Here is a 26,655-nt window from a genome sequence, read left to right on the forward strand (position 1 = left end):
GCCATGACGGCCGACGCCGCCCCCATCACCGCCACCGACCGAATGGGTCTGGCCCTGTTCGTGGCCGTCGCCGTGCACGGCATCGTGATCTTCGGCCTGGGATTCGAATTTTCCTTCAGCCGGCCCAAGGCACAGAACCCGACCGTGGATGTGGTCCTGGTCCGGACGCAGTCGGAGACACCTCCGGAAGCAGCGGAGCTGCTGGCCCAGGCAGACCAGACGGCCAGCGGCCGGGAAGATCCCGAAGGCCGCCCCGGCAGCCCCGTCACCGCGCCCATCCCCCTGCCCACCGACGGCCTGGCCCGGGAGCAGAGCCGGGCGGCCGCGCCCGAACCGGTGCCCATGGAACAGATGGAGGTGATCACGGCGCTCGCGCCCCGGACCCCGCCGGTGCCCGAAAAGGTCACGGAAGCCCCCACCCCCGAGCACCCCCTGAGCGCTCGGGAGCTGATGGAACGCAGCCTGGAGATGGCCCGGCTCAGCTCGGAACTGAGCGAGCAGGATAGCTACCAGGCCCCGCGCACACGCACCCATTACGTGGATGCACTAAGCGCCAAGTCCGCGGTGGAAGCGGCCTATGTGGATGCCTGGGTGCGCAAGGTGGAACAGGTGGGCAATCTCAACTACCCGGACGAGGCCCGCCGTCAGCGGCTCAACGGCTCTCTGGTCCTGAGCGTTCTCATCGATCGGGAGGGCCGGGTCCTCAGCATCGAGGTCGGCGCCAGTTCCGGTGAACGGGTGCTGGATGATGCCGCCCGGCGCATCGTGGAACTGGCCGGCCCCTACGCGCCCTTCCCCGCCGAGATGCGCCGCACCTATGACCAGCTCATGATCACCCGCACTTGGGTATTCCAGGGCAACCAGGGCGTCAGAACCCGCTGAAGCGACCGGCGCAGCGGGCTAAATCCGGAACCGTCCCACCCGGTCCTGCAGTTCTGCGGCAAGCCGGGCCAGCTCGTCGCTGGCGGCGGCGATCTGGGTGGAACCGTCCGCTGCCTGCTCCACCCCACTGCTGATGCGGACCAGGGAGCGGTTGACGTCCTCGGCCACCGCCGACTGCTCCTCGGCCGCACTGGCGATCTGGGTGTTCATGTCGTTGATGGTGCTGATGGTCTGAGTGATGGTCCGCAGGGCCTCGGCGGCTCGCTCGGCCGAGGCCACACCGTCGGTGGCCTTGGCATGTCCGGCATCCATCACCCGGGCGGCAGCCCGGGCCGCGGACTGGAGCTTCTCGATGATCCCGTTGATCTCCTGGGTGGAAGACTGGGTCCGGGTGGCCAGGCTGCGTACCTCGTCCGCCACCACGGCAAAGCCCCTTCCCTGCTCCCCGGCCCGGGCCGCCTCAATGGCGGCGTTCAGGGCCAGCAGGTTGGTCTGTTCGGCAATGCCGCGGATCACCTCCAGCACAGTGCCGATGGACTCGGCATCGTCCTGAAGGCGGTGGATCACCGCCACCGCCTCCTGGACCTCCCGGGCCAGTTCACCCACCTCCCGGGAGGTTTGCTGCACCACCCGAGCACCATCCTGGGCAGCCCGATCCGAAGACGAAGCCGCATCCGCGGCCAGGGAGGCGTTGCCCGCCACCTGGGTGACGGTGGCGGCCATCTGAGTCATGGCGGTGGCCACCTGTTCGGTCTCCGACTGCTGTTGCAGGACCTGTTCGCTGGCCTGGCGACTGGACACCGCCAACTGCTCCGCCGCCGCACCCAACTGGCCGGTGGCCACGGAGACCTGTCTCACCAGGGTGTGCACCCCGCTCACGAAGGTGTTGAAGCTGCGCGCCAGATCGCCGAATTCATCGTGGCGGTTGTCCCTCAGCCTCTGGGTAAGGTCCCCATCCCCCGCGGCAATCCGGTCCAAAGCCAGGCGGGTTTCCGTCACCGGGCTGACGATCATCCGCGCTACCAGAAGGATAATGCCCACCAGCAACAGCAACGTGATCACGAACACCAGTACCAGGGTCAGGGTCAGCTCCCGAGCCGTGGCCATCAGGTAGTCGGCAGGAATGGCCACGGCCATGGACCAACCCGGCGTATGGGGAATGGAGTGATACGCCACCTTATAGGCACGCCCGTCATGCAGCGCCAAGTCTGCCAGTCCCTGCCCGCCGTCCACCATGCGCCGCGCCAGCCCCGCATAGTCCTGCCCGCGGGACTCCAGGGCATTGGAAGTCATGCGCAGGTCGGCATCAGGATGGGCGATGTAAACGCCCTGGGAACCCAGCGCCCAGGCAATGGCGCCTGACTGATCCACGGCGTCGCCGACGATATCCGTCAAGGTATCCAGCGTCACCGTCACCGCCACCAGACCGATGACTTCACCCCGGGCGTCCTTGACGGCGTGGGCGAATACCGTGATCGCATTCCCTGTACTGCGGGAATAGACCGGGTCGGTCACCAGTGCTTCACGGGTCTTGCTGCGCACAATCTGCTGAAAATAGGCCCGATCAGCCAGATTGGAACGGTGGCGATTGTGGTAAAAGGCTTCCCCTTCCGTGTTCAGGAAGAACAGCACCTCGTACTCATCGCTCATGTGTGCGCCGAAATGCTCCAGCAGTTGCGAGATGGCATCGGTATCTCCCGAACTCAGGACATGCGTCTGAGCCAGGGTGCGCACCACCGCCATGTGGGATTCCACCCACCAGCCCACGCTTTCGGCACCTCCCGACGCCATGGTTGCGGCGGAGTCCTCTATGATCGCCACCACCCGGTGATTGACCTGGGAAATGACGATGACGGCCACCAATCCAAAAGCCAGCGCCATCGGCACACCGAAAAGGACCAGCATTTTGGGCAGAAGCCGGAGTCGGTTAAGCATCTCACCATCCTGAAAAAAGCGCCGCTCAACACATTGCGGCACGAAGACCGCAGTTTGCTATCGAAACATTCTTCTCAAGGTGGCGGCCCCCCGGCCGGAATCTTGAGATTCAGGCAATACCCATCGCATTTCGGGTTCAGCCGATTCCGAAGCGGCAGGACACATGGTGGGCAACGGCACTCAGCCCAGGGCCGGACCGGACAAGGCCGACAATCATCGGTGACGCTACGACCGGACATGGGGACAGTGTACACTAGACGCCGGATTCAGCCGCGACACCCAGACCTATGCGTAGCGCGAACTTCACAGACCAGTTCCTGATCGCCATGCCCACCCTGGCGGACCCCAACTTCCATCATGCCGTCACCTACCTGTGCGAGCACACGGATGAGGGGGCCATGGGCATCGTCATCAACCATCCCACGGATCTCACCCTGGAGATGGTGCTGGACCACATGGGCATCAGTGCCAAGGTGCCCACCGGTCAGGTCCGGGTCTATAACGGCGGCCCGGTGCAGCCGGACCGTGGTTTCATCCTGCACCCGGCCGATCGTCGCTGGACCTCCACCATGCAGGTGAGCGACGGCATCGCCGTCACCACCTCCCGGGATATCCTGGAGGCCATGGCCGAAGGGGGCGGTCCCGACACCTACCTGATCGCCCTGGGCTATGCCGGCTGGGGGCCGGGGCAACTGGAGCAGGAAATCGGAGAAAACGCCTGGCTCACCTGCCAAGCGGACGTGGACATCCTGTTCCGGCAGCCGGCGGAAAAACGTTGGCAGGCTGCCGCCGGTCAGCTCGGAGTGGACCTATCCCTCATGAGCGGCCAGGCAGGTCATGCCTGATACCCGCACCCTGCGCCGCAAGAGGGACCAGGACATCGGCACACCCGGCACGGTCTTCGGCCTGGACTACGGGGAAAAACGGATCGGCGTGGCCGTAGGCAATGGGGTCACCCGCACCGGCACCCCCCTGGAGACCCTGCCTGCCCGCAACGGCATCCCCGACTGGCAGCGCCTGGACACCCTGATCCGGGAATGGCAGCCGACCCTGCTGGTGGTGGGCCTGCCCGGCACCCCGGACGGCAGTGAACACCCACTGGCCCGCCGTATCCAGGCCTTCTGTGACCGCCTGCGGGCCCGCTACGCCCTGCCGGTGCGGCAGGTGGACGAACAGTTCAGTTCTGCCGAGGCGGAGTCCCATCTCAAGTCCCAGCGCCGGGAAGGCCGGCGGGGGCGCATTCGCAAGGAAGACGTCGATGCCGTCGCAGCGGCCGTCTTCCTGGAACACTGGCTTGCCCAAGAGATCGTTTCATGACCGAACCTGTCAGCACCCTTCTGGACCGCATGGCGGAGGCCCTGCGCCGCCACCTGTCGGAGCAGCACATCAAGGACCCCGCCCTGGTGGGCATCCATACCGGCGGGGTCTGGGTAGCCGAACAGCTGCACCGGCGCCTGGGTCTGAACGAACCCCTGGGCAAACTGGACATCTCCTTTTATCGGGACGACTTCAGCCGCATGGGCATGCACCCCCAGGTGCGGCCGTCCTCCCTGCCCTTCGCCGTGGATGAGCGCCATATCCTGTTGGTGGACGATGTCCTGTTCACCGGCCGCACCATCCGCGCCGCCATGAACGAATTGTTCGACTATGGTCGCCCGGCCTCCGTGATGCTGGCCGTGCTGGTGGAACGGGACGGACGGGAACTGCCCGTCCAGGCCCAGGTGGTGGGCCGGCACCTCAAGCTGCGTGCCGACGAGCAGGTGAAGCTGCGGGGACCCGACCCCCTGCGTCTGGACATCGTCAAACTGGAGCCTGCGTCATGATCGATCAGGATAGCCCGGCCAAATCCCGACCCGCCGCCGGTCCCCTGCCACCGTCCCTGCAGTTCAATGCCCAGGGGCGGCTGCGGCACCTGCTCACCATCGAGGGACTCTCGGGGGCCCTGATCACCGAGATCCTGGACACCGCCGAGTCCTTTGCCGGAATGAATGCCCAGTCGGTGAAGAAAGTGCCCCTGCTGCGGGGCAAGACGGTGATGAACCTGTTCTTTGAGGCCAGCACCCGGACCCGGACCACTTTCGAACTGGCGGCCAAGCGCCTGTCGGCGGATGTGCTGAACATCAACATCAGCACCTCGGCCACGGTGAAGGGCGAAAGCCTGCTGGACACCCTCAGAAACCTCCAGGCCATGTACGTGGACATGTTCGTGGTGCGCCACGCGGACAGCGGCGCGGCCCACTTCATCGCCCGCCATGTGGCGCCCCATGTGAGCGTGCTCAATGCCGGCGACGGCCGCCACGCCCACCCCACCCAGGCCCTGCTGGACATGTTCACCATTCGCCGACACAAGGGGGATTTCACCCGCCTGAAGGTGGCCATCGTGGGTGACATCCTGCATTCCCGGGTGGCCCGTTCCCAGATCCACGCCCTCAACCTGCTCAATACCGGCGAAGTCCGGGTGATCGGCCCCAAGACCCTGCTGCCTGCCTATGTGGAGGATCTGGGGGTGCATGTGTTTCACGATATCCGCGCCGGCCTCAAGGACGTGGACGTGATCATCATGCTGCGCCTGCAGAAGGAACGGATGGAAAGCGGCCTGCTGCCCTCCGAGCACGAATTCTTCCAGCTCTGGGGTCTGACCGAAGAACGCCTGGCCCTGGCTGCGCCGAACTGCATCGTCATGCATCCGGGACCTGCCAACCGCGGCGTGGAGATCGACTCCCGGGTGGCGGATGGCCCTCAGTCGGTCATCCTGGAACAGGTCAGCAACGGCATCGCCGTGCGCATGGCGGTGATGTCCACCATCATGGGCGGCAGCGTGAATCAGGGGGGCTCGGCATGAAACTGCTGATCGAACAGGGCCGGGTAATCGATCCGGACAACGGTGTGGACCAGGTCACGGATCTATACATCCAAGGAGAGGAGATCGTTGCCCTGGGAGCCCCCCCGACCGAGGATTACAGCCCGGACCGGCGCATCAATGCCCATGGCCGCTGGGTACTGCCCGGCCTGGTGGACCTGTCCGCCCGACTGGGTGAACCGGGACATGAGCAAAAGGCCACCATCGCCTCCGAAACCCGCGCCGCGGCCAGTGCGGGCATCACGACCCTGGTGTGTCCGCCGGACACCAGTCCGGTGGTGGATTCTCCGGCCCAGATCGAACTGATCAACCGCCGTGCCCGCCAGGCCTGCGGTGTCCGGGTCCATGCCCTGGGTGCCCTGACGGCGGGCCTCAAGGGGCAGCAGCTGTCCGACATGGCGGCCCTGAGACGGGCCGGTGCCCTGGGCATGAGCCAGGCCCTGCGGCCCATGGGCAGTCACCTGCTACTGCGCCGAGCCCTGGAATACGCCGCCAGCCATGACATCACCGTGTACCTGCATCCCATCGACTGGTCCCTGGCGGGCCAGGGCTGTGCCCATGAAGGGGCGGTAGCCACCCGTCTGGGCCTGCCGGGCATCCCGGAAGCAGCGGAAACCGCTGCCCTGGGCGTGCTGCTGGCCCTGGCGGCCCAGACCGAGGCGCGCATCCATGTCTGCCGACTCTCCACAGCGCGCGGGGCCGCCATGGTGGCCCGAGCCATCGAAGACGGCCTGCCGGTCACCGCCGATGTCTGCGCCCATCAGCTGTTCCTGACCGAGATGGATGTGGCGGATTTCAACAGCCTGTGTCACGTGATACCGCCGCTGCGCACCCTGCGGGACCGGGACGGCCTGCGCAAGGCCGTGGCAGAGGGCGCCATCGCAGCCATCTGTTCGGACCACCAGCCCCAGGAGGCGGACGCCAAGCTGGCGCCCTTCCCGGCCACCTTGCCGGGCATGTCCACCCTGGAGACCCTGCTGCCTCTGGCACTGCGGCTGGCGGAAGAGGGAGTGCTGCCGCTACCCGAAGCGATAAGGCGGATCACGGCGGGGCCGGCCCGCATCCTGGGACTGAAGGTGGGCACCCTGGGCGTGGGCGCCCGGGCGGACATCGCCATCGTCGACCCGGAGCGGGGCCATGCGCCGGGGCCGGACAACTGGCTCAGCGCCGGACGCAACAGCGCCTTCTTCGGCTGGGACTTCCGGCCTCGGGTAACGCACACCCTGGTGGCGGGACGGGTGATCTTTGAATTGCAGGCCCGACAGGTATAAGCGGGGCCTTTTGTGGAGACTCTCTGATGAACAAACCCCATCGCGGGACCATCTTCGTGGAAGATGCCCCGATCCTGTCCCATACCGCCCATGCGGGTGATCAGCACGTCCTGCGGGTAAAGGCGCCCCAGTGTGCCGCCCATGCGCGGGCCGGCTGCTTTGCCCATCTGCAGTGCGATCCCCAGTTACCCATGCGCCGCCCGCTGTCCATCATGCGGGTGGATGCCCATGAGGGCTGGGTGGAATTTCTCTACAAGGCCGTAGGCCAGGGGACACAGCTACTTTCCCGACGTCAGGTAGGTGAGAAGATCAACCTGATGGGACCCATCGGCAAGCCCTTCACCCTGCCCCATGGGGATCGCCCCCGCGCCCTGTTGCTGGGCGGCGGTGTGGGTATCCCGCCCATGGTGTTCCTGGCCGACGCCATGCGCAAGGACCCGGTGAGCGAGCCGTTCGTGATCATGGGCTCCGAAGTCCCCTTTCCTTTCAAGGCGTCTCCCTCCCGCATCCTGGTCCCGGGCATGCCGGAGGGGGTGATTGCCGCCATGCCCCTGCTGGAAGACTGGGGTGTGCCCTCCCGGCTCACCAGCCTGGCAGGCTTCCCCGGTTGCCATGAAGGTTATGTGACGGATCTGGCCCGCCACTGGCTGGACGCCCTGTCACCGGAACAGCGTCGACAAGTCCAGGTCTATGCCTGCGGGCCCCATGCCATGCTGGAGGCCTGTGCCGCCCTGGCCCGGGAATACCACCTGCCCTGCCAGGTTTCCCTGGAGGAATACATGGCCTGTGCCGTGGGCGGCTGTGCCGGCTGCGTGGTCAAGGTGCAGACGGACCAAGGCAGCAGCATGAAGCGGGTCTGCGTGGACGGGCCGGTGTTTGAGGCGAAGTCGGTGTTCGGCTGAGCAAGAGACAGCCGCTTTCCGCTATTCCTTGATTTTGGTTTCGGACAATGGCCGCAGGGTTTCGTCGAAGCCCTTGCGGCCGTCGTTCTTGCCGCGGATGGCAGGATCGCTGTCTCCAGGCATGGCCAGGTCGTCATCGTCCTTCTTGAGGCTCTTCACTCCGCCACCGAAGTGGATGCGCCATTCCAGATCGCCTCGGGAGTCGGCCTTGGCCAGGGCCTCCGGCAAGGTCACCAGTCCGGCCTTGTAGAGTTCGAACAGGGACTGATCGAAGGTCTGCATGCCCACTGACCCGCCCTTTTCCATGACTTGCTTGATGGCATTGATCTCGCCCTTGCGGATCAGTTCGGAGATATAGGGGGTGTTCACCATCACTTCCACCGCCGGCAACCGATTGCCCTCCTTACCCAGCAACAGGCGCTGGGAAACGATGCCCCGCAGGTTCAGCGACAGGTCCATGAGAATCTGCTGCTTGGACTCGGGGGGAAAGAAGTTGATGATGCGGTCCAGGGCCTGATTGGCGTTCACCGCGTGCAGGGTGGACAGGGCCAGATGGCCGGTATCCGCATAGGCGATGGCGGCCTTCATGGTATTGAGATCCCGCACCTCGCCGATCATGATCATGTCCGGCGCCTCACGCATGGCTTCGCGCAGGGCATTGTCATAGGACAGGGTGTCCAGCCCCACCTCTCTCTGACCGATGATGGACTTCTTGTGAGTAAAGCTGTACTCGATGGGGTCTTCGATGGTCAGGATATGGCCGGTGGTCGTGCTGTTGCGATGGTCGATCATCGAGGCCAGGGTGGTGGACTTACCCGATCCGGTGGCCCCCACCACCAGGATCAGGCCGTTGTCATGCATGACCAGTTCCTTGAGCACCGGCGGCAGTTTGAGCTGCTCGATGGTGGGGATCTCGCTTTTGATGAAGCGGATCACCATGGAGACCTCGCCCCGTTGCACGTAGATGTTCACCCGGAAACGCCCCAAGCCCTCCAGCGAGATCCCCAGGTTCATCTCCTTGTCCTGCTCGAAGGTCTTGATCTGACGCTCATCCATGATGTCATAGGCCATCTCCTTGACGGCCCCCGGCTGCAACGGCTGCCGACTGATGGGACGGATATCCCCCTCAATCTTGACGCAGGCGGAAGCCCCTGTCGTGAAGAACAGGTCGGAGGCGTTCTTCTGGGCCATCAACTTGAGATAGGGTTCAATGAGCATGGTCGTTCAGGCGCCGGTTATTTGAGCAGCCCGGATTCCTCCGGGGTGGCCTCCACCTCCAGTCCACCCGTGTCATCCAGCAGGTTCTGTCCACGGGCACGCTTACTGTCCAGCTTGATGCGCAGACGCAGGTCATTGACGGAGTCGGCGTTACGCAGGGCGTCCTCGTAGGTGATCCTGCCGATCTCGAAAAGCTGGAACAGGGCCTGATCGAAGGTCTGCATGCCCGCTTCGGTGGACTTGGCCATGAGCGACTTCATCTCATGGATCTCGCCCTTGAAGATCAGGTCCGACATCAGCGGGGTGTTGATCATGACCTCCACCGCCGGCACCCGTCCCTTGCCGGTGGCCAGGGGAATCAGGCGCTGGGACACCACCGATTTGAGGTTCAGTGACAGATCCATCAGCAACTGCTGGCGGCGCTCCTCGGGAAAGAAGTTGATGATGCGATCCAGGGCCTGGTTGGTGCTGTTGGCATGCAGCGTTGTCAGGCACAGATGACCGGTCTCGGCGAAGGCAATGGCATAGTCCATGGTCTCGCGGTCGCGGATCTCGCCGATGAGGATCACGTCCGGGGCCTGGCGCAGGGTGTTCTTGAGGGCAATCTCGTAGTTTTCCGTATCCACCCCGACCTCACGCTGAGTCACCAGGCAGTTAACGTGGGAGTGAACGAACTCGATGGGATCCTCGATGGTGACGATATGCCCGTAGCTGTTCTGATTGCGATAACCCACCATGGCGGCCAGGGAGGTGGACTTGCCGGAGCCGGTGCCCCCCACGAAGATCACCAGACCGCGGCGGGTCATGGAGACATCCTTGAGCTGTATGGGCAGACCCAGATCATCCAGGGAGGGGATATCCGAGGTGATCACCCGCAGCACCATGCCCGAAGAGCCCCGCTGGGTGAAGGCATTCACACGGAACCGGGAGATCCCGGGCAGGCTGATGGCGAAATTGCACTCCTGGGTGCGCTCGAACTCCGCCGCCTGGCGATCATTCATGATGGAGCGCACCAGCACCTGGGTATGGGCCGGTGACAGCGGCTGATTGGTGATGGGCGTCATCTTGCCATCAATCTTCATGGACGGCGGCGCACCCACGGTGATGAACAAGTCCGACCCCTTCTTGCTCAGGAGAGTCCTGAGCAGATCGTGCATGAAACGTATGGCCTTGTCGCGATCCATGGAACAGCACCTCGTGCGGTCGGTGGCGAGTGACGCAGGCTACAGATGGTCCGGGTTGGCGGCCTTTCGGCGAGCCTCTTCCTTGCTGATCAGACCCCGCTGCAGGAGCTCCTTGAGGCTCTGGTCCAGGGTCTGCATGCCGACGCCCTGGCTGGTCTGGATGGCGGAATACATCTGCGCGATCTTGTTCTCGCGGATGAGATTGCGCACCGCCGGGGTGCCCAGCATGATCTCGTGGGCGGCACAGCGGCCGCCACCAATCTTCTTCATCAACGTCTGCGAGATGACCGCCCGCAAGGATTCCGAAAGCATGGCCCGCACCATATCCTTTTCCGCGGCGGGAAAGACGTCGACGATACGGTCGATGGTCTTGGCGGCGGAGCTGGTATGCAAGGTGCCGAAGACCAGATGGCCGGTCTCGGCTGCGGTCAGTGCCAGGCGGATGGTTTCCAGGTCACGCATTTCCCCCACCAGAATGGTGTCCGGGTCTTCGCGCAGGGCGGAACGCAGCGCCTCGTTGAACCCCAGGGTATCCCGGTGCACCTCGCGCTGGTTCAACAGGCATTTCTTGGACTCGTGGACGAATTCGATGGGGTCTTCCACCGTGAGGATATGGCCGTACTCGGTCTCATTCTTGTGATTGACCATGGCCGCCAGGGTGGTCGACTTGCCCGATCCGGTGGGTCCGGTCACCAGCACGATGCCGCGGGGATATTCGGAGATCTTCTCGAAGATCTTGGGACAGCCCAGCTCTTCCAGGGTCAGGATCTTGGTGGGAATGGTACGGAAGACGGCGCCGGCACCCCGGTTATGATTGAAGGCGTTGACACGAAAGCGGGCCAGCCCCGGGATCTCGAAGGAGAAGTCGGTTTCCAGATGCTCCTCGAAATCCTTGCGCTGCTTGTCGTTCATGATGTCGTACACCATGCCGTGGACTTCCTTGTGTTCCATGGCGGGTACATTGATCCGGCGAACGTCGCCATCCACGCGGATCATGGGCGGCAGGCCCGCGGACAGATGCAGGTCGGAGGCACCGTTCTTGACACTGAACGCCAGCAATTGGGTGATATCCATCCAGCCCCCTATGTTGAATTCGACGTCCTGTCCTGCACCTTGCCCCGGGGATCCGGCCACAGGGACCCGCGGAGTACAAACGGGCACAGCGCAACAGGTGACGCAGGTTTCAAGCGAATATAGCATAGCCCCATGAACCAGATATGCGAACGAATCCGGGCCATGCATGGCCGTATCCAGACAGCCGCCGAACGGTTCGGACGGCGCCCCGAGGACATCCGGCTGCTGGCGGTGAGCAAGACCCACCCGGCCGCCACCGTCGCCGCGGCCCTGGCCTGCGGCCAGCAAGCCTTCGGGGAAAACTATGCCTCGGAGCTGACGGAAAAGGCGCATGCCCTTGAGGGCCGGGATGTGACCTGGCATTTCATCGGCCCGATCCAGGGCAACAAGACCCGGGCCGTCGCGGAAATCGCCCACTGGGTCCACGCCGTGGATCGGGAGCGGATCGCCCGGCGCCTCAGCGATCAGCGTCCCGAAGCACTCCCGCCACTGCAGGTCTGCATTCAGGTGAACGTCAGCGGCGAAGCCAGCAAGTCCGGCATCACCGCGGCGGCCCTCCCGGCCCTGGCGGAGACGGTGGCGACCCTGCCCCACCTGCAGCTGCGCGGCCTGATGGCCATCCCCGCCCCCAGCGAAGACTTCGACACCCAGCGCCGGGCATTTGCCCGTCTGCGACAGGCCCGGGAAGACCTGATCCGGCGCGGCCATGGACTGGATACCCTGTCCATGGGGATGAGCGACGATCTGGAAGCGGCCATTGCCGAAGGCGCCACCCTGGTGCGGGTGGGAACGGCGATCTTCGGCAGCCGTTCGGGTTAACATTGCCCCACACCCATCCCGCAGTCCAAGGACACAGATGAACGAGAACATCGCCTTTATCGGAGCCGGCAACATGGCCCGCAGCCTGATCGGCGGACTGGTGGCGGACGGCTGGAAGCCCAGTGCCCTGTGGGCCGCAGATCCCGGCGAGGATCAGCGCGCCCTCATCAGCCGGCGCTGGTCCGACGTCCACGTCACCGCCGCCAATGCCGAGGCCATCGCCCACTGCGAGGTGCTGGTGCTGGCGGTCAAGCCCCAGGTCATGGCCGAGGTGACCCGGGCCATCGCCCCCCAGGTGCAGGCCCGCAAGCCGCTGGTGGTCTCCATCGCCGCCGGGGTGCGCAGCGAGGACATCGAACGCTGGCTGGGCGGCGACCTGGCCGTGGTCCGTTGCATGCCCAACACCCCGGCCCTGGTGGGCAGCGGCGCCACCGGGCTGGCGGCCAATCCCCGGGTGGATGCCCGGCAGAGGGATCTGGCGGAATCCCTCCTGCGCGCCGTGGGCATGACCGTGTGGCTGGATGATGAAGCCCAGTTGGACGCCGTCACCGCGCTGTCCGGCAGCGGTCCGGCCTATTGCTTCCTCTTCATCGAAGCCCTGGAAGACGCCGGCGCCGCACTGGGCCTGCCTCGGGAGACGGCCCGCCTGCTGGCCCTGCAGACCGCTTTCGGGGCCGCCAAGCTGGCGCTGGAATCCGATGAGGATGCCGCCACCCTGCGTACCCGGGTGACCTCCAGGGGGGGCACCACCGAACAAGCCCTGGCGGTGCTGGAGGCCGGTGAATTTCGTGAACTCATGCAGCGCGCCCTCACCGCCGCCCGGGACCGCTCCCATGAACTGGCCGACCAGCTGGGTCGGGACTGAGGATCATCCATGTCACACGCCTTTCAAAACGCTGCCGCATTCCTGATCGGCACCCTGTTCAGCCTGTACATCCTGGCCCTGATGCTGCGCACCCTGCTGGCACTGTCGCGGGCGGATTTCTACAATCCCATCTCCCAGTTCCTGGTCACGATCACCACCCCGCCGCTGCGTATCCTGCGCCGGGTCATCCCACCCATCGGGCCGGTGGACAGCGCCGCCCTGGTCCTGATCCTGGTCCTGAAGATGCTGGAACTGGTCATCATCGCGGCCCTCTACGGGGCCGTGATCCCCCCCTTCACCTTGCTCATCGCCGGCATCCTCGCCATCGTGCGACTGGTCATCTGGATCTACATCATCAGCATCATCATCCAGGCGGTGATGAGCTGGTTCCAGGCCGGCGGTACGAGCCAGAACCCGGTGGCCGGCCTTGTCTACAGCCTCAACCGCCCCCTGCTCAATCCCATCCGCAAGGTGATGCCGCAGACCGGCATGGTGGATCTTTCCCCCCTGGTGGCCATCCTCGGCCTGAATGTGCTGCTGATCTTCATCAATGCACTCTGAGGATGAGGACGACGGCCGCTGGTGGCAGTGGCGGGACAACACCCTGGTGCTGCGGCTGAGACTGCAGCCCCGGGCCTCCAGGGAAAAGCTGGGGGACCCCCTGGGAGATCGACTGAAGGCCTACGTGACCGCGCCGCCGGTGGAAGGGGCCGCCAATGAGCGGCTACTGAAGATGGTCGCCCGCCAGTGCGGCGTGGCCCGTTCACGGGTTACATTGGAGGCGGGGGCCACGAACCGGGAAAAGACCGTCGCCGTGGTTGCCCCCGCTCGCCTCCTGCCGCCATTGGATGTCTGCAAGCCCCCGGCTACCAGGTAGCAAACAACATGTAGACCCCGTAACCGGCCACGGCGGCCCCCGCCAGCCCCCGCACCCAAGCCTTTCGCACCACCGTCGCCAGACGGGCCGCAAACACCCCCATGAGCAACAGATTGGGCAGAGTGCCCAAGCCAAAGGCCAGCATCAGCGCCGCTCCCTGGACGGCACCACCGGCGGTCAGAGACCAGAACAGCACGCTGTAGACCAGGCCACAGGGCAGCCAGCCCCAGACCAGCCCCAGCGCGAGGGCCTGGGGCGGGGAGCGTACCGGCATCACCCGCCGACCCAAGGGTTCGAGCCGTCGCCACAGCATGCCGCCGGCCCGTTCCAGATACACCAGCCCGCGCCACCAGCCGGCCAGATACAACCCCAGGGCGATCATGAACAGCCCCGCCAGGATCTGCAGTCCCTGCTGGGCCTGATTCACATCCGCAAGGTGAGCGGCAAACCACCCAAGGCCCCCGGCCAGGGCACCGGCCAGGGTGTAACTCATGACCCGCCCCAGGTTGTAGGCCAGCAGAAAGGGCGCAGGCCGGAGCCGCGCCCCGGGTCCCGGGCCACGAATCCCCAGGGTGAGTGCGCCCACGATGCCACCGCACATCCCGATGCAATGCACCCCGCCCAGCAAGCCGATGACGAAGGCGGCGATGAGTGTCCCCGGTTCCATGACGCCCTAATCCGGCATCAGGTCGCGAAAATCCCGGATGGCGGCAAATTCTCCGGTGTCCACGTCAGCGGCCCGTGAGTCCGGGCGGCGGACTGCCCGCAGGTGGGCAATCCCGTAACGGTCCGCGGATCGGAGCACGTCCAGGTTGTCGTCCACGAACAGGGTACGACGGGGATCGAAGGGCTCACGTCCCTGCAGACAATCCCAGAAACGGAGGTCTTCCTTGGGGCGCCCCAGTTCATGGGCACAGATCACCCGGTGGAAATGCCCGCCGAGGGCGGTCAGGGTCAACTTCAGATCCAGCCCGCGCCGATGGGCGTTGGTCACCAGCACCAGCCGGCGGCCCAGACGCTGGACGGCGGCCAGAAAATCCGGCACATGCTCGTGGACGGCAATCAGGTGAGCCATCTCCCGCTTCAGGGCGATGATGTCCATGCCCAGTTCCTGCTGCCAGTAATCCAGACAATACCAGTCAAGGGTGCCGCGGACACCGGCATAGCGTTTCATCATCTGTGCCCGCGCCTGGGCGGGGTCCAGGCCCCGGATGTCTCCATAGCGCCTGGGCAGGTACTCCAGCCAGAAATGATTGTCGAAATGAAGATCCAGCAGGGTCCCGTCCATGTCCAGGAAAACGCTGTCCACCGACTCCCACGCCAGGGGGGCGGCTGATGGTAATGTACTCATGATGCCTCGATGTCCATCGTGCTTGAAACAACCTGACCTTGGGTGATTCTCCCCAAGCCGGACTTAGATAGTACAATCCCCAGGATATCCCGTTCCCGACGGAGGGCGACAGCATGCCGATCCACCCCCGCCAGCCGCGACTCGTCTCGACCTCGAGTCCGCCCAGCCCGTTGCGCCGCGATGCCTGAAAAGCCCAGCATCCTCAATCGCCGTACCATCGCCCGCAGCCGGCTCTTTCATGTGGAAGAGATGGAATTGCTGTTCGCCAATGGCGCCCGACGCTGCTTTGAACGCCTGGTGGGTTCCGGTCACGGGGCGGTGCTGATCGTGCCCATGCTGGATCCGGATACGGTACTGATGATCCGGGAATATGCTGCCGGCACCCAATGCTATGAACTGGCCCTGCCCAAGGGACGGGTGGAGCCCGGAGAGGACCTGCTCGACGCCGCCAACCGGGAGATCATGGAGGAAGTGGGCTACGGCGCCCACACCCTCACTCGCCTGACCGCCTTCACCGTGGCCCCCGGCTACCTGAGCCACACCACCCACATCATCCTGGCCCAGGACCTCTATCCGGAGCGCCGACCGGGAGATGAACCCGAGGATATCGAGGTCGTCCCCTGGCGTCTGAGCGAGCTGGACAGGCTCATCAGCCGGGAAGACTGCACCGAAGCCCGCTCCATCGCCGCCCTGTATCTGGTGCGCGACCGACTCAAGAGATAAGCCATGTCCCTGGACGACCTGAATCTGGAGTACCTGCTCAACAATGCCTGCCGTATCGCCCGTGAAGCGGGGGACCGCATCATGGAGATCTACGGGGAAGGCTTTCAGGTGGAGCACAAGTCCGACCGCAGCCCCCTGACCGCAGCGGACATGGCCGCCCATCGACACATCGTCGCCGGTCTGCGGGATCTGAGCCCCAGCCTGCCCATCCTGTCGGAGGAGTCGGACCAGATCCCCTTCAGTGAGCGCAGCCGCTGGCAGACCTACTGGCTGGTGGATCCGCTGGATGGCACCCGGGAGTTCATCAAGCGCAACGGCGAATTCACGGTGAACATCGCCCTGATCCATGACCATGAGCCGGTCTTGGGCGTGGTGGCCGCCCCGGCCCTTGACCGCCTCTACAGCGCCGCCCGCGGTCTGGGTGCCCATCGCCATGAGCCGGCCGCCGCGGCGGGAGAGCGGATCCAGGTGAACCGGGATCGGCGTACGCAACCGGTCATCGCCGGCAGCCGCTCCCATGGCACCGAGCGCATGCAGCAGTTTCTGGAACGGGTGGGCGAGCATGAACTCATCAGCATGGGCAGTTCGCTCAAGTTCTGCCTGGTGGCGGAAGGCAAGGCCGATCTCTATCCAAGGCTGGGCCCCACCAGCGAGTGGGATACCGCCGCGGCCCAGTGCGTGGTCTGCGAGGCCGGCGGGGTGGTCACGGACCTCAGTCTGAGTCCGCTGCGCTACAACACCCATGACGGGATACTGAATCCGGAATTCCTGGTCATCGCCGACCCGGCCCGGGGCTGGGAGGGGTATCTACCGGCATGAACGGGAGGCTCCTGTGGGAGCCGCGCCTCAGATGCGCCGCATCAGCGCCGCCTGCTGCATCAGCTGGGCGGCGATCTCCTCCACGGACATCTGGGTGATGTTCATGCAGGGAATCCCCTCCCGCTTGAGCATCCGCTCCACCGCCTTCAGTTCCCGGTTGCACTGTTCCACACTGGCATACTGGCTGTTGGGACGACGCTCGGTGCGGATCTGATGCAGCCGCTCCGCATCCACAGTCAGCCCGAACAGCTTCTTGCGATAGGGCTCCAAGGAGGCCGGTAGCGTGCCCCGGTCGAAATCATCGTCCGCCAGGGGATAATTGGCCGCCCGGATGCCGTAATTGAGCGCCAGATACATGCAGGTCGGGGTCTTGCCGGTACGGGAGACACCCATCACCACCACATCGGCGTTGGGATAGTCCCGGGTTGTCGCGCCATCGTCGTTCTGGATGGCGAAATGCAGGGCATCCATGCGCTCGGCATAGGTGCGCATGTTGCCCATGCCATGGGAGCGGCCCGCCACATGCTGAGCAGCCACCCCCAGCACCTGTTCCAGCCGCGGCGTGAAGGCATCAAAGAAATCGAAGATCAGACCCCGGCAGTGGGCCAGTTCTTCCCGGCGCCGGGCATCCACCAGGGTCGAGAACACCAGCGGCAGCTCACCATCGCTCTGGGCGGCCCGGTTGATGCGCTGCACCGCCCCGTCCATCTTCTCCTTCGAGTTGATGAAAGGCAGGCTGATGGTATTGAAATGAACCTGCTCGAACTGGGTCAGCAGGGTGTGTCCCAGGGTCTCGGCGGTAATGCCGGTCCCATCGGAGACGTAGAAGACGGAACGGGTCATGGAACGAAACGGGACCTCTTGACGGGATCATGTCCACACGGACAAAAACCGGCGTTTCCCTCCGGCAATGTGGCCCAAGGGAGACGCCGGAATGACCAGCAGCCCCCGGTTGCCCGGGGGCGGATTCCCGCAGGGACGCCCCTAGGCGTCCTGACGACCTTTGGCATCCCCGGCCAGACGCAGCCAGGTCTCCACCACGGTGTCCGGGTTCAGGGAGATGGACTCGATCCCCTGCGCCATCAACCACTCAGCCAGATCCGGGTAGTCGGACGGTCCCTGACCGCAGATGCCCACATACTTGCCGGCCTTGCGGGCCGCCTGGATGGCCAGGGCCAGCAGCTTCTTCACCGCCGGATCCCGCTCGTCGAAGGTGGCCGCCACCAGACCGGAATCCCGGTCCAGACCCAGGGTCAGCTGGGTCAGATCGTTGGAACCGATGGAAAAGCCGTCGAAGAACTGCAGGAACTCGTCGGCCATCACCGCATTGGAGGGGATCTCGCACATCATGTAGATCTTCAGGCCATTCTCACCCCGCTTCAGGCCCATCTCTGCCAGCAGGTTGATCACGCCCTCGGCCTCACCCAGGGTCCGCACGAACGGCACCATGACGACCACGTTGGTCAGGCCCATCTCGTCGCGCACCCGCCGCACGGCGCGGCACTCCAGCTCGAAGCAGTCGCGGAAATCCTCGGACAGGTAACGGGAGGTGCCCCGGTAGCCGATCATGGGGTTCTCCTCGTCCGGCTCGTAGCGCTCACCGGCCAGCAGGTTGGCGTACTCGTTGGACTTGAAATCGGACAGGCGCACGATCACCGGCTCGGGATGGAAGGCGGCCGCCAGGGTGGCGATGCCCTCCGCCAGCTTGTCCACGTAGAAGCTGACCGGATCCGGGTAGCCGGCAAAGCGCCGAGCCACTTCGTCCTTCAAGTCCGGCGGCAGGGTGTCGAAGTTGAGCAGCGCCTTGGGGTGCACGCCGATCATGCTGTTGATGATGAACTCCAGGCGGGCCAGACCCACCCCGGCATTGGGGATGTTGCGGAAGTGGAAGGCGCGACCGGGATTACCCACGTTCATCATCACCTTCACCGGTACCTCGGGCATGGAGTCGGTGCGGGTACGCAGCACCTCGAACTCCAGCTCGCCCTTGTAGATACGGCCTTCGTCGCCTTCGGCACAGCACACGGTCACGGCATCGCCTTCCTTCAGGCGGGCCGAACCATCACCACAGCCCACCACCGCCGGGATGCCCAGCTCACGGGCGATGATGGCCGCATGACAGGTGCGACCACCGCGGTCGGTGACGATGGCGGCAGCGCGCTTCATCACCGGCTCCCAGTCCGGATCGGTCATGTCGGTCACCAGCACGTCGCCGGGCTGTACCCGATCCATCTCGTCCAGGTGCATGACCACGCGCACCTTGCCCGCACCGATCTTCTGGCCGATGGCACGGCCACGAACCAGCACTTCGGTGCGGGGGGAACGGATGCGATAGCGCTCGATCACCTGGCCATCAGCCCGGCTCTCCACAGTCTCGGGACGTGCCTGCACGATGTAGAGCTGACCATCCACGCCGTCCAGGGCCCATTCGATATCCATGGGACGGCCGTAGTGCTTCTCGATGATCATGGCCTGACGACCCAGCTCTTCGAGCTGCTCGTCGGTGATGCAGAAGCGCAGGCGATCATCCTCGCCGACCGGTACGGTCCGGGTGGACTGGCCGTTCTCGCCAAAGACCATCTTGATGGCTTTACTGCCCAGATGACGGCGCAGCACGGCGGGACGAGCACCGTCCAGGGCCGGCTTGTAGAGATGGAATTCATCGGGGTTGACGGAGCCCTGCACCACGGTCTCGCCCAGCCCCCAGGAAGCGGTGACGAAGACCACATCACGGAAACCGGATTCAGTATCCAGGGTAAACATCACGCCGCTGGCGCCGATATCGGAACGGACCATGCGCTGGATACCGGCCGACAAGGCCACTTCAGCGTGGTCAAAGCCCTGGTGTACCCGATAGGAGATGGCGCGATCGTTGTACAGGGAGGCAAAGACCTCATGGATGGCCTTCAAGACGCCGTCCAGGCCACTGACGTTGAGGAAGGTTTCCTGCTGGCCCGCAAAGGAGGCATCGGGCAGGTCTTCCGCGGTGGCGGAGGAACGCACGGCCACGGTGAACTCGCCCTCGGTCTCGGCCACCATCTTGTTCCAGGCTTCGGTGATGGCTTCGTTCAGGGCCGGCGGGAACGGGGTTTCCACCACCCAGCGGCGGATCCGGGCACCGGCTTCACGCAAGGCGCTGATGTTGTCCACGTCCAGATCACCCAACAGGCCGTTGATGCGGTCCGCCAGGCCTTCGTGCTGGAGAAACTCGCGGAAGGCGGCGGCAGTGGTGGCGAAACCACCCGGGACGCGAACCCCGGCTTCGGACAGGCCATGAATCATCTCGCCCAGTGAGGCATTCTTGCCACCCACGCGGGGGACATCGTTCATTCCCAGGTCCTGAAACCAGATAACGTACTTATCCATACTCCTGCCCTGTGCATACGTGAAACGGTAATTGTAGCCGGGACCATAGCCTCAAGACGAGTATTCAGCAAAGCTATTGGCCCCAAAAAAAGACTTTTATCCTTTAATACTAAACAATCGACCGGGGAAGATTCATGGGGTCCGTCCCGAATCTCTATTACAAGCAGAATCGCCTCAAACAGCTTCGAGCCTTCTGCCGGGCTGCCCGACTGGGCAGTATCTCCATGGCGGCGGAGTCCCTGTTTCTGAGCCAGCCCGCCGTTTCCCTGCAGATTCAGGCCCTGGAGCGGGAGTTCGAGACCATCTTCTTCGAACGTCGAGGTCCCCAGATCAAGCTCACACCGGAAGGAGAAACCCTCTACAAACTCGCAGATCCCCTGGTGGAAGGTATCGACAAGCTGCAAGAGACCTTTGCCGCCAGCTTTGGCCGACTGGAATCAGGGGAACTGAACGTGGCGGCGGGGGAATCCACCATCCTGTACGTGCTGCCCGAACCCCTGCGCCGCTTCGCGGAGGTCTATCCGCACATCCGCATCAAGCTGCATAATGTGACGGGTCGCGACGGTCTGGCCATGCTGCACCGGGATGAGGTGGACTTCGCCGTGGGCTCCATGCTGGAGGTCCCGGAGGACATCACCTATCAACCCATCGTGACTTACCACCCCAAGCTCATCACCCCGAAGAACCATCCTCTGGCCGCACTGGGTGACAGGATCGAGCTGGAGGATATCAGCCCCTATGGCCTCATCCTGCCCCCTCGCCATCTATCCACCTGGCGCATCGTGGACCTGGTGTTCCGGCAGCATAATGTGGACTACCACGTCTCCCTGGAGGCCGGCGGCTGGGAAGTGATCAAGAAGTACGTGGAACTGGGACTGGGCATTTCCATCGTCACCGATGTCTGCCTCACGGGCAAGGAACAGCTGGCGGCCATGCCGCTGGATCGTTTCTTCCCCGCCCGCAGCTACGGGATCGTGCAGCGCATAGGCCGGCATCTTTCACCCCAGGCCAAACGTTTCATTACCATGATGGAAGCCGCCCATGCCGGTCCGAAAATGGGGTCCTCATCACCGTCCCGACGGGAAGAGGACGTTTAAAATTGTGAACTATTACCGATTCCTGGAGATACCCATGCATCACCCTCGGCTCCCCACGCTTGTCGCTGCCCTGTGTCTGCTCCTGTTTCCGATACAGGTTCTGGGTGACGCAGAACAGGCGCCCCCGGAGCAACAGCGGATCATGGGCTGGGTGGAACGCGTGGAGATCCTCCCCGAAGGCATCCAGCTCAAGGCCAAGATGGACACGGGCGCCACCACGTCCTCGCTCAACGCCCTCAACAAGAAGATCTTTGAGCGGGACGGCCGGGAATGGATCGCCTTCGATATCATAGATCCGGAAGACGAACAAAACACCGTACGCATCGAACGTGAAATCGCCCGCTATGTGCGCATCATCCGCCACGACGGCAACCATCAACGCCGCCCCGTGGTCCGCATCGGCCTGTGCATGGGCGAGGTCTACCGTGAAGCGGAAATGAGCCTGATTGATCGCACCCAACTTACCTATCAGGCCCTGGTGGGACGCAACCACATGAAGGAGGTGATCCTGGTGGACTCGTCAAGGACCCGCACTCAGACACCGGCCTGTACCCCACAGGGTCTTCCGCCGGAAGATGCGCCACCGGATACGGACACCACGGACCTGGACATCGAGCAGGACGAAGAAGACCCTGAAGACCGCTGATCACAACAAGGACCACCCATGTTGAAGCGTTTCCACCTCCCCCTGGTGATACTGGTACTCTGCAGTGCCAGCCTGGGCATGTTTTTCCACAAGGTCTACAACCTCGGTTTCCCCCTGCTGCCGGCACAGACCACCGACAACTGGATCGTGGAAGCGCGCGTGAGCTTCGAACCCACCGGCGGCGCCGTGACGGCGCGGGTCTTCATCCCCAACGACCCCGGGCGTTTCGCCCTGCTGGACGAGAATTTCATCTCCCGGGGCTACGGCCTCACCACGGATCTCTCCGGCGAGAACCGGGAAGCCATCTGGACCACCCGCCAGCCCAGCGGTCGCCAAAGCCTTTACTACCGCACCACGGTATCCCAACTGGAACGGGAACGCCGTACCGAGGCACCCTACCCCGGCCCGGTCAGCCTGCCCAATCTCGAAGAGCCCTATCGCTCCGCTGCCGATGCCGTGGTCCAACGGGTGCGAGAGCGTTCCGCCGACATCACCAGCTTTGCCACGGTGCTGATCCGGGACATGAACAACACCCCGGATGAAAACATGACCCTGTTCGTCTCCCGCACCGATACGGATCGGGACAAGGTCCGAACCGCCATTCAACTGCTGGCCGGCGCCCGCATTCCCGCCCGCATGGTGCACGGCATCCCCCTCAGCGACCGCGCCCGCGACCTCCAGCCCCAGGTCTGGCTGGAGGTTCACAACACCCGACAGTGGATAGCCATCAACCCCAATACCGGAGCCGTGGGCTATCCCTCCAACTTCCTGGTCTGGTGGTATGGGGATCAGGACCCGGTACGCCTGCAGCGGGCCCGCAACCCCCATATCAGTTTTGCGGTGACGCAGAACTTCCAGGATGCCGTCGACGTCGCCCAGCAGCGGGCCCAGCTGATGGACTCCCGGGCGGTGGACTTTTCCCTGTTCGGCCTGCCCATTCAGACCCAGAACATGTACCGGGTACTGCTGCTGGTCCCCGTCGGCGCCATGCTCATCGTCCTGCTACGCAACATCGTCGGCGTTCAGACGTTCGGCACCTTCATGCCCATCCTCATCGCCCTCTCCTTCCGGGAGACCCAGCTGTTGGGGGGCGTGATCCTGTTCACCCTCATCGTCTCCCTGGGCCTGGCCATCCGCTTCTACCTGGAGCGGCTCAAGCTGCTCCTGGTACCACGGCTGGCGGCGGTGGTGATCGTGGTCATCATGCTCATGCTCACCCTCAGCATCCTCAGCCATAAACTGGGCATCGAGCATGGCCTGTCCATCGCTCTGTTCCCCATGGTGATCCTCGCCATGACCATCGAACGCATGTCTCTGGTCTGGGAAGAGCACGGCCCCTCGGACGCCATCCGCCAGGGTATCGGCAGCCTGGCAGTGGCGGTGGCCGGCTACCTGCTGATGATCAACCCCTACATCGATCACATGTTCTTCGTGTTCCCGGAACTGCTGCTGATCGTGCTGGCCGTGACCCTGCTGCTGGGCCGCTACACCGGTTACCGGCTTTCCGAGCTGCTGCGCTTTCGGGCCCTGTCCGGCCGGGGGAACCCATGAAGTGGTTCATCAGCCCGAAGGAATTGCGACGGCGGGGCGTCGTCGGCATGAACCAGCGCAACGCCTGGTTCATTGCCGAGCTCAACCCCCGTCGCAACTACCCCCTGGTGGATGACAAGCTCATCACCAAAAAGCTGGCACTGGATGCGGGTATCGCGGTGCCCGAACTCTACGGGGTGATCGAGACCAACCACGACATCCGCAACCTGGCCAGAATCGTCGGCAAGCATGATGATTTCGTCATCAAACCGGCCCACGGCTCCGGCGGCAACGGCATCATGGTGATTGTCGGCCGCATGCGCGGGCATTTCCGCAAGGCCAGCGGCCAGATCGTGGATCAGGCCAGCATGGCCCATCATGTCTCGAACATCCTCAGCGGCATGCACAGCCTGGGGGGACAGCCTGACAAGGCCATGATCGAGTATCGGGTACACTTTCACCCGATGTTCGAGGAAGTGAGCTTTCAGGGCGTGCCCGACATCCGCACCGTGGTGTACAAGGGCTACCCGGTGATGGCCATGGTGCGCCTGCCCACGCGGGACTCGGACGGCAAGGCCAACCTGCATCAGGGCGCCGTGGGCGCCGGTATCGACATGGGTAGCGGGCGCACCGAACACGGGGTCTGGCATAACCAGATCATTGATCTGCATCCGGACACCGGCGCCCCCATCAGCGGGCTGGAGATCCCCGGCTGGGACCGGCTGCTGGCACTGGCTGCCGGGTGCTACGAACTGACCGGGCTGGGCTATCTGGGCGTGGACTTGGTCCTGGATCGGGATCGCGGCCCGCTGATGCTGGAACTCAACGCCCGGCCCGGGCTGGCGGTGCAGCTGGCCAACAGCATCGGTCTGGGCCATCGCATTGCCATGATCGATGCCGGAACCGGGGGCGCCAACACACCCACCGCCCCGGCGGCGGAAAGAGCCGCCTTCGCCCAGACCCACTTCAGCGCCGAAGCCGCCCGCCGCCGCACACCCTGAATCTCCCCGCCCCGAAATTACGGGGCCAAAACGGCCCCGACTCCCGAATTTGATCTTAAAATTCACCCTCCGAAGCAAGACCGGAGCCGCTCGGCAGGCTATCATGTGCCACCCCGCGGCCTGCGTACCCTTGCAGACCTTACAGGGCAAGGTCTGGTCCGGCGGGCGCGGCGGCGGCGTCAGGAAGGCTTGTACCTGACAGCGACGCTCAAGTATGTTAGGGCCGTGTTCCCATACTGCAGGGGCCATCCCTGTAGATCCCGCGGCCGTCCGAAGGTGAATCCATGTCCTCGACCAACGTGATGAACATCAAGGAACTCAAGCAGGCGTGCAAGGCCTGCAGCCTGCGCGACCTGTGCCTACCTCTGGGTGTCTCCGTGGAGGACCTCTCCATGCTGGAGGGGATCATCAGTCGCAAGCGTCCCGTGCAGCGCCGAGACACGATCTATCAAGCCGGGGATCCACTGAACTGTCTCTATGCCGTGCGCACCGGCTCGGTCAAGACCTTTGTCCTGACCAACGACGGCGAGGAGCAGGTCACCGGCTTCCATCTACCCGGGGAACTGCTGGGCCTGGATGCCATCAACGACGGGGTTCACCCCTGCACCGCCCTGGCCCTGGAGACGGCCAGCGTCTGCGAAATCCCCTTCGACCGGCTGGAAGAACTGGCCGGACGCACCCCCGGCCTGCAGCATCAACTGTTGCGCATCATGAGCCGGGAAATCCAGACCGACGAGCATCTGGTGACCCTGCTGGGGCACCGTACCTCCGATGCCCGTCTGGCAGCCTTCCTGCTGAACCTGTCCCGGCGCTTCGGCATGCGGGGGTTCTCCCGCCACGAGTTCAACCTCACCATGTCCCGCTGCGAGATCGGCAACTACCTGGGCCTGGCGGTGGAAACCGTCAGCCGCATGCTCAGCCGCTTCCAGGAACAGGGGCTGATCCAGGTGCAGCGCAAGTTCATCACCATCCTTGATGCGGAAGGCCTGCGGGAGATCGCAGGCGTCAACGGCCACGACGCCCGCCAAGCGGAGCAGGCCGCGGGGCACTGACTCCCTCAGTCCAGGCTGGAAGCCAGCACCTGCCAGGTGATGTTGCCGAAGGCCACTTCGTACTCCAGCAGCATGCGCCCCCGAATGTGGCCGTCTTCAAAGACGGCCAGCACCCAGCGATCACTGAGTACATGGGTCTCATCCGGGACGAAGTGCATGCGCCCCCCGTGGACGGCCGCATGACGGATCAACTCGGGCTGACCGGCCAGATCTTCCACCAGCCGTACCCGGGGGTCATTCAACCCCAGCCGCTGCAGATGCCGGATCTGCCCCTGAGTCAGCCCCAGGCGGGCAGGTTCCAGCACCTGCTCGGCAGTCAGGGAGGCCAGCCGCATCTGCAGCGCCAGCACCTCCTGGTTGGCGGCCGACACATCCCGCTCCAGACCAAAACCCCGATAGATATAGATCATGGTGGTGATGAGCAGGAACAGCATGAAACCGAGCCAAACCAGGCGTTCGGCGTGAGGCAGAAAGCGAGAAGACGTTGTCATGGGCATCTCTTCGAGTTGAACAGGAAGAATCGATCTGCCGGGAAACGGAGCCACCGCTAAGGGATCGCCCGATCGGGAAAGCGGATCTCCAGCCGGCGTCGGGCACGGTCTGCCGCATCGTCGTGACCCAGTATCCGATGGGCTTCCACCATCAGGGACAGGGCATCGGCCAGGGCCTGCGTGGTAGCAAAATGCTCATGTACATACTCGGCCCGCGCCAGAGCCTGACGGGCGTTCCCCTGGGCCAGCTGCAGCCGGGCCTGCCGGACCTCGGCCGCCGCCATGCCTTCACGCAGATCCATCAGATAACCGGCGACTTCATCCCGGTAACGGGAATCGGGAAAACGCTGTACCAGTTCCCGGAACAGGATGAAGGCCTCCCGCGCCAGCGCGGTATCCTGCCGAGCATCCGGCGCCGGCGCACCCTCCGCGTGCAGCGCCTTCCAGCTACCGTACCGCGCCATGGCTCGCAGGTAAAAACCGTAGTCCAGATCAGGGTGGGACGGAAAGTCCTGAATGAAGCGATGACTTTGCTCGAAGGCCGGAACCGGCGCATCGGACACCAGGCACAGGAATGCCGTTTCCAGGCGGGCCTGGGCGGTCACCCCACCGGCCTGACCATGGCGGGCCAGTCCCTCCACCGCATCCCGTGCCGCTGGGCAATCCCGGTCCGCCAATGCCCGGGTCAATGC

General features: G+C 64.3%; 28 protein-coding genes. 18 read left to right on the plus strand and 10 right to left on the minus strand.

What is annotated here, in order from left to right; genetic code table 11:
- Positions 1 to 3: 3 nt before the first annotated feature.
- A complete protein-coding gene (locus LQ952_RS04760; RefSeq protein ID WP_238621543.1) occupies positions 4 to 882 on the plus strand; it encodes an energy transducer TonB in 879 nt (292 codons plus the stop codon).
- 18 nt (positions 883 to 900) lie between these two features.
- Here LQ952_RS04760 and LQ952_RS04765 read toward each other — a convergent pair whose 3' ends face one another.
- A complete protein-coding gene (locus tag LQ952_RS04765; RefSeq protein ID WP_238621515.1) occupies positions 901 to 2,817 on the minus strand; it encodes a methyl-accepting chemotaxis protein in 1,917 nt (638 codons plus the stop codon).
- Positions 2,818 to 3,104: 287 nt separating this feature from the next.
- On the opposite strand from LQ952_RS04765, the gene LQ952_RS04770 reads away from it, so the two are divergent.
- From LQ952_RS04770 to LQ952_RS04795, 6 genes are read left to right on the plus strand one after another with little or no spacing between them, the layout of a single operon-like run.
- Positions 3,105 to 3,662 carry a YqgE/AlgH family protein gene (locus LQ952_RS04770; protein WP_238621516.1) on the plus strand — a complete coding sequence of 186 codons (558 nt, stop codon included), beginning with the start codon at positions 3,105 to 3,107 and terminating at the stop codon, positions 3,660 to 3,662.
- Complete coding sequence (gene ruvX / locus LQ952_RS04775; protein WP_238621517.1) at positions 3,655 to 4,134, plus strand: Holliday junction resolvase RuvX; 480 nt, start codon at positions 3,655 to 3,657, stop codon at positions 4,132 to 4,134. Before LQ952_RS04770 ends, ruvX begins: the two co-directional genes overlap by 8 nt.
- Positions 4,131 to 4,640, plus strand: coding sequence for a bifunctional pyr operon transcriptional regulator/uracil phosphoribosyltransferase PyrR (gene pyrR, locus LQ952_RS04780; RefSeq protein ID WP_238621518.1), 510 nt, complete (start codon positions 4,131 to 4,133; stop codon positions 4,638 to 4,640). The genes ruvX and pyrR overlap by 4 nt, the downstream gene beginning before the upstream one ends.
- Entirely contained in the window at positions 4,637 to 5,659 is a 1,023-nt protein-coding gene (locus LQ952_RS04785) for an aspartate carbamoyltransferase catalytic subunit (protein ID WP_238621519.1), read from the plus strand. Before pyrR ends, LQ952_RS04785 begins: the two co-directional genes overlap by 4 nt.
- The gene (locus tag LQ952_RS04790; RefSeq protein WP_238621520.1) at positions 5,656 to 6,948 is read left to right on the plus strand and encodes a dihydroorotase; all 1,293 of its coding nucleotides are present in this window, start codon (positions 5,656 to 5,658) and stop codon (positions 6,946 to 6,948) included. The genes LQ952_RS04785 and LQ952_RS04790 overlap by 4 nt, the downstream gene beginning before the upstream one ends.
- Positions 6,949 to 6,974: 26 nt before the next feature.
- Complete coding sequence (locus LQ952_RS04795; RefSeq protein ID WP_238621521.1) at positions 6,975 to 7,850, plus strand: dihydroorotate dehydrogenase electron transfer subunit; 876 nt, start codon at positions 6,975 to 6,977, stop codon at positions 7,848 to 7,850.
- A 21-nt stretch (positions 7,851 to 7,871) separates the two neighbouring features.
- Here LQ952_RS04795 and LQ952_RS04800 read toward each other — a convergent pair whose 3' ends face one another.
- The 3 genes from LQ952_RS04800 to LQ952_RS04810 are packed head-to-tail and all read right to left on the minus strand — an operon-like array spanning position 7,872 to position 11,326.
- Positions 7,872 to 9,068, minus strand: coding sequence for a PilT/PilU family type 4a pilus ATPase (locus LQ952_RS04800; protein ID WP_238621522.1), 1,197 nt, complete (start codon positions 9,066 to 9,068; stop codon positions 7,872 to 7,874).
- Between the two features lie 17 nt (positions 9,069 to 9,085).
- On the minus strand, positions 9,086 to 10,252 hold the full coding sequence (locus LQ952_RS04805) for a PilT/PilU family type 4a pilus ATPase (protein ID WP_238621523.1): 1,167 nt from the start codon (positions 10,250 to 10,252) through the stop codon (positions 9,086 to 9,088).
- Between the two features lie 39 nt (positions 10,253 to 10,291).
- Positions 10,292 to 11,326, minus strand: a complete 1,035-nt coding sequence (locus LQ952_RS04810) for a type IV pilus twitching motility protein PilT (RefSeq protein WP_238621524.1) — start codon at positions 11,324 to 11,326, stop codon at positions 10,292 to 10,294.
- Between the two features lie 132 nt (positions 11,327 to 11,458).
- Here LQ952_RS04810 and LQ952_RS04815 point away from each other — a divergent pair, with 132 nt between their 5' ends.
- The 4 genes from LQ952_RS04815 to LQ952_RS04830 are packed head-to-tail and all read left to right on the plus strand — an operon-like array spanning position 11,459 to position 13,887.
- Complete coding sequence (locus LQ952_RS04815) at positions 11,459 to 12,145, plus strand: YggS family pyridoxal phosphate-dependent enzyme (RefSeq protein ID WP_238621525.1); 687 nt, start codon at positions 11,459 to 11,461, stop codon at positions 12,143 to 12,145.
- Positions 12,146 to 12,182: 37 nt separating this feature from the next.
- On the plus strand, positions 12,183 to 13,010 hold the full coding sequence (gene proC, locus LQ952_RS04820; RefSeq protein ID WP_238621526.1) for a pyrroline-5-carboxylate reductase: 828 nt from the start codon (positions 12,183 to 12,185) through the stop codon (positions 13,008 to 13,010).
- A 9-nt stretch (positions 13,011 to 13,019) separates the two neighbouring features.
- The gene (locus tag LQ952_RS04825; RefSeq protein WP_238621527.1) at positions 13,020 to 13,571 is read left to right on the plus strand and encodes a YggT family protein; all 552 of its coding nucleotides are present in this window, start codon (positions 13,020 to 13,022) and stop codon (positions 13,569 to 13,571) included.
- Positions 13,561 to 13,887, plus strand: coding sequence for a DUF167 domain-containing protein (locus LQ952_RS04830; RefSeq protein ID WP_238621528.1), 327 nt, complete (start codon positions 13,561 to 13,563; stop codon positions 13,885 to 13,887). Before LQ952_RS04825 ends, LQ952_RS04830 begins: the two co-directional genes overlap by 11 nt.
- Here LQ952_RS04830 and LQ952_RS04835 read toward each other — a convergent pair.
- Both LQ952_RS04835 and yrfG read right to left on the minus strand, forming a co-directional pair.
- A complete protein-coding gene (locus tag LQ952_RS04835; RefSeq protein WP_238621529.1) occupies positions 13,877 to 14,554 on the minus strand; it encodes a sulfite exporter TauE/SafE family protein in 678 nt (225 codons plus the stop codon). The genes LQ952_RS04830 and LQ952_RS04835 overlap by 11 nt on opposite strands.
- 6 nt (positions 14,555 to 14,560) lie before the next feature.
- Positions 14,561 to 15,238, minus strand: coding sequence for a GMP/IMP nucleotidase (gene yrfG, locus LQ952_RS04840; protein WP_238621530.1), 678 nt, complete (start codon positions 15,236 to 15,238; stop codon positions 14,561 to 14,563).
- A gap of 180 nt (positions 15,239 to 15,418) precedes the next feature.
- Between yrfG and nudE the strand changes: the two genes are divergently transcribed.
- A complete protein-coding gene (nudE, locus tag LQ952_RS04845; protein ID WP_238621531.1) occupies positions 15,419 to 15,961 on the plus strand; it encodes an ADP compounds hydrolase NudE in 543 nt (180 codons plus the stop codon).
- Positions 15,962 to 15,964: 3 nt separating this feature from the next.
- A complete protein-coding gene (gene cysQ / locus LQ952_RS04850) occupies positions 15,965 to 16,780 on the plus strand; it encodes a 3'(2'),5'-bisphosphate nucleotidase CysQ (RefSeq protein ID WP_238621532.1) in 816 nt (271 codons plus the stop codon).
- A gap of 27 nt (positions 16,781 to 16,807) precedes the next feature.
- Here cysQ and ppsR read toward each other — a convergent pair whose 3' ends face one another.
- Together ppsR and ppsA are read right to left on the minus strand one after the other, a co-directional pair.
- The gene (ppsR, locus tag LQ952_RS04855; RefSeq protein WP_238621533.1) at positions 16,808 to 17,623 is read right to left on the minus strand and encodes a posphoenolpyruvate synthetase regulatory kinase/phosphorylase PpsR; all 816 of its coding nucleotides are present in this window, start codon (positions 17,621 to 17,623) and stop codon (positions 16,808 to 16,810) included.
- 141 nt (positions 17,624 to 17,764) lie between these two features.
- The gene (gene ppsA / locus LQ952_RS04860) at positions 17,765 to 20,146 is read right to left on the minus strand and encodes a phosphoenolpyruvate synthase (protein WP_238621534.1); all 2,382 of its coding nucleotides are present in this window, start codon (positions 20,144 to 20,146) and stop codon (positions 17,765 to 17,767) included.
- Positions 20,147 to 20,280: 134 nt separating this feature from the next.
- Here ppsA and LQ952_RS04865 point away from each other — a divergent pair, with 134 nt between their 5' ends.
- The 5 genes from LQ952_RS04865 (at position 20,281) to fnr (ending at position 25,472) form a co-directional block, all read left to right on the plus strand.
- Complete coding sequence (locus LQ952_RS04865) at positions 20,281 to 21,243, plus strand: LysR family transcriptional regulator (protein WP_238621535.1); 963 nt, start codon at positions 20,281 to 20,283, stop codon at positions 21,241 to 21,243.
- A 34-nt stretch (positions 21,244 to 21,277) separates the two neighbouring features.
- A complete protein-coding gene (locus tag LQ952_RS04870; RefSeq protein WP_238621536.1) occupies positions 21,278 to 21,889 on the plus strand; it encodes an ATP-dependent zinc protease family protein in 612 nt (203 codons plus the stop codon).
- A 21-nt stretch (positions 21,890 to 21,910) separates the two neighbouring features.
- Positions 21,911 to 23,440 (plus strand): inactive transglutaminase family protein, encoded by a 1,530-nt coding sequence (locus tag LQ952_RS04875; protein ID WP_238621544.1) that lies wholly within the window; start codon positions 21,911 to 21,913, stop codon positions 23,438 to 23,440.
- Positions 23,437 to 24,420, plus strand: coding sequence for an alpha-L-glutamate ligase-like protein (locus LQ952_RS04880; RefSeq protein ID WP_238621537.1), 984 nt, complete (start codon positions 23,437 to 23,439; stop codon positions 24,418 to 24,420). The genes LQ952_RS04875 and LQ952_RS04880 overlap by 4 nt, the downstream gene beginning before the upstream one ends.
- A gap of 284 nt (positions 24,421 to 24,704) precedes the next feature.
- The gene (gene fnr, locus LQ952_RS04885; protein ID WP_238621538.1) at positions 24,705 to 25,472 is read left to right on the plus strand and encodes a fumarate/nitrate reduction transcriptional regulator Fnr; all 768 of its coding nucleotides are present in this window, start codon (positions 24,705 to 24,707) and stop codon (positions 25,470 to 25,472) included.
- Between the two features lie 5 nt (positions 25,473 to 25,477).
- Here the strand turns inward: fnr and LQ952_RS04890 are convergent, their stop codons facing one another.
- Together LQ952_RS04890 and LQ952_RS04895 are read right to left on the minus strand one after the other, a co-directional pair.
- Positions 25,478 to 25,963 (minus strand): hypothetical protein, encoded by a 486-nt coding sequence (locus tag LQ952_RS04890; RefSeq protein ID WP_238621539.1) that lies wholly within the window; start codon positions 25,961 to 25,963, stop codon positions 25,478 to 25,480.
- A 56-nt stretch (positions 25,964 to 26,019) separates the two neighbouring features.
- Positions 26,020 to 26,655 (minus strand): outer membrane protein assembly factor BamD (locus tag LQ952_RS04895; RefSeq protein WP_238621540.1); only part of this gene is annotated, 636 nt, incomplete at its 5' end.

It is taken from the genome of Ectothiorhodospira lacustris (assembly GCF_022227785.1).
GTDB lineage: Bacteria > Pseudomonadota > Gammaproteobacteria > Ectothiorhodospirales > Ectothiorhodospiraceae > Ectothiorhodospira > Ectothiorhodospira lacustris.